The sequence below is a fragment of the Roseicyclus sp. genome (assembly GCF_052168335.1).
Classification (GTDB): domain Bacteria; phylum Pseudomonadota; class Alphaproteobacteria; order Rhodobacterales; family Rhodobacteraceae; genus Roseibacterium.
In genome coordinates, this window is record NZ_JBQLZP010000236.1 from 1 (window position 1) to 2,674 (window position 2,674).

Annotated in this window: 4 protein-coding genes; 3 read left to right on the forward strand and 1 reads right to left on the reverse strand. The window is 68.6% G+C overall.

From position 1 onward, the window contains the following. On the reverse strand, positions 1 to 539 hold a 539-nt coding region (locus ACTS11_RS07420), incomplete at its 3' end, for a rhomboid family intramembrane serine protease (protein WP_442639692.1). Between the two features lie 99 nt (positions 540 to 638). Between ACTS11_RS07420 and trpS the strand changes: the two genes are divergently transcribed. The 3 genes from trpS to ACTS11_RS07435 all read left to right on the forward strand — a co-directional run bounded on the left by trpS (position 639) and on the right by ACTS11_RS07435 (position 2,612). Beyond that, a complete protein-coding gene (gene trpS / locus ACTS11_RS07425; protein ID WP_442639693.1) occupies positions 639 to 1,679 on the forward strand; it encodes a tryptophan--tRNA ligase in 1,041 nt (346 codons plus the stop codon). A gap of 131 nt (positions 1,680 to 1,810) precedes the next feature. After that, on the forward strand, positions 1,811 to 2,293 hold the full coding sequence (locus ACTS11_RS07430; RefSeq protein WP_442639694.1) for a VOC family protein: 483 nt from the start codon (positions 1,811 to 1,813) through the stop codon (positions 2,291 to 2,293). 115 nt (positions 2,294 to 2,408) lie between these two features. Beyond that, the gene (locus ACTS11_RS07435) at positions 2,409 to 2,612 is read left to right on the forward strand and encodes a hypothetical protein (RefSeq protein ID WP_442639695.1); all 204 of its coding nucleotides are present in this window, start codon (positions 2,409 to 2,411) and stop codon (positions 2,610 to 2,612) included. Positions 2,613 to 2,674 lie beyond the last annotated feature (62 nt).

Consider the following 2,674-nt stretch of genomic DNA (forward strand, 5'->3'; position numbering starts at 1 on the left):
GCCAGAAGCGCGCCGATCAGCCCGAAGGCCTGCATCCGGTTGCCGCCCCGGCGCGAGGCATCGATCCAGAGGAGGAAGGTGAAGGCCCCGATCAGCCCGTAGACGCCGGGATAGCCGCCGATCAGCGGATAGGGGCTGTCGAGGAGCAGGACGTAGACCAGCGCCCCGAAGACGGCCGAGGCCCAGAACACGCTCACGAAGGCGAGCGGCGAGAAGACCTCGGCCACCATCTTGCCGATGGCGAGCACGAAGACGACGACGAAGGCCGCGTGGACGAAGCTCCCGTGGATCAGCGGATAGGTCACGAAGCGCAGGAGCTGGTCGGGCGGGAAGATGCCGTTCGCGAGCATCCAGTCCGCCACCTCGTCGAGCACGGCGTAGTCCTGCATCGCGGCCAGCCGCCAGCCGACGCCCCCCTGCCCGCCCAGGAACCCCGCCGTGGCGAGCTGGAACATCAGCTCGAGCCCGGCGATGACGACGGCCAGCGCCACGACGACGGGCGGCAGCGCGTTGAAGGGCGAGACGTTGTGGTTCTCCATTGGGCCTGCCCCTCGGTTGACGCCGATTTCCCCCGTGGGTAAGCGAAGCGGCGGTGCTTGGCCAGAGGGGGCCGGGCCCGATCCACGGGAAGGCAGGACATGGCCGAGGCTCCGAACACGAACGCGCATTTCACGCCGCGGGTCTTCTCCGGCATCCAGCCCTCGGGGGGGCTGACGCTCGGCAACTACCTCGGCGCGATGAAGCGCTTCGTCGAGATGCAGGACGCGGGCTCGCACGAGACGATCTACTGCATGGTCGACCTCCACGCGATCACCGCGACGCTGCCGCCGGCCGACCAGCTCCGCCACAACACGCGCGAGCTCTGCGCGGGCTTCCTCGCCATCGGGATCGACCCCGAGAAGTCGATCCTCATCAACCAGAGCCAGGTGCCCGAGCACGCGCAGCTCGCCTGGATCTTCAACTGCGTCGCCCGGATGGGCTGGATGGGGCGCATGACCCAGTGGAAGGACAAGGCCGGCAAGAACGCCGAGGCGGCCTCGCTGGGCCTGTTCGCCTATCCCGCGCTGATGGCCGCCGACATCCTCGTCTACCACGCGACGCACGTGCCCGTCGGCGAGGACCAGAAGCAGCACCTCGAGCTCACGCGCGACATCGCCGCGAAGTTCAACCACGACTACGGCGTGGACTTCTTCCCGCTCACCGAGCCCGTGATCGAGGGCGTGGCGACGCGCGTGATGAACCTGCAGGACGGCACGAAGAAGATGTCGAAGTCCGACCCCTCGGACCGGACGCGCATCAACCTGACCGACGACGCCGACGCGATCGCGAAGAAGTTCCGCAAGGCCAAGACCGATCCCGACCCGCTTCCCGAGAGCGTCGCGGGGCTCGAGCACCGGGCCGAGGCGCGCAACCTCGTGAACATCTACGCGGCGCTGGCCGGGACGACGCAGCAGGCGGTCCTCGACGAGCACGCGGGCGCGATGTTCGGGCATTTCAAGGTGGCGCTCGCCGACCTCGCGGTGGCGAAGCTGGCGCCGATCTCGACCGAGATGAAGCGCCTGATGGCCGACCCGGGCGAGATCGACCGCATCCTCGGGCGCGGCGCCGAGCGCGCGCGGGAGATCACCGTGCCGATCCTGCAGAAGACCTACGACATCGTGGGCATGCTGCGGAGCTGAGCCCCGCCGAATTTTCGTACGAAAATTCGCACCCGCGCCCCGGTCCGCGAAATGCGCACAGGGGGCCTGCGGTCGCGCGTCTTTCCTTGCACCGGCGCCGGGGGCATCTTCGGGGCGAAGGAGACACGCCCATGTCCTACCAAGCCGATCCCGGAACCCGCGTCGGTCACGTCCACCTCAAGGTCGCGGACCTCGAGCGCGCCGTCGCCTTCTACCGCGACGTGATGGGCTTCGACCTCGTCCAGCGCTACGGCTCGCAGGCCGCCTTCCTCTCGGCGGGCGGATACCATCACCACATCGGCCTCAACACCTGGGAGAGCCGGCGCGGCCATCCGCCGGGGCCGGGGACGACCGGCCTCTACCACGTCGCCTTCCTCTATCCCGATCGCCCGGCCCTCGCGCGCGCGCTCGCGCAGGTCGTGGCCGCGGGCGTTCCCATCGACGGGGCGGCGGATCACGGCGTGTCCGAGGCCATCTACTTCCGCGACCCGGACGGCAACGGCATCGAGATCTACCGCGACCGGGACGCGGCGGAGTGGCCGAGGAAAGCCGATGGAACGCTCGACATGGTCAATGCACCCCTTGATCTGCGCGCATTGCTCGCCGAGGCCTGAGCCGCAGTTCTGCGCGCCAGCGCACATGTTAGCGCTGACTGTTTCATTGGACTTTTACAATCGCAGGACATATAACCCCCGGACACAGCGAAAACCGAAGAGAAGGGGATAAGCCATGCGCAAGACGCAAATGGCAGGGCGTCGCCCTACCGAACGCATTGCCGTCCGTGCCGAGACCACCGGCACGTCGCTTCGTCTCCAGGGTCCGGCGCCGCGCCGGGCCGAGGACGCCGCCGCGCCCGTCAAGCCCGGCGAGGTCGGCCCCGACGGCGCGACCATGGACTACCAGATGGGGTTCTCCTCCGGGTCTTCCATCTGACCCGAGCCAAGCCTACCCTCCGCCCCGGACAACGGCGGAGGGTGACATGGCGACCGGCAACA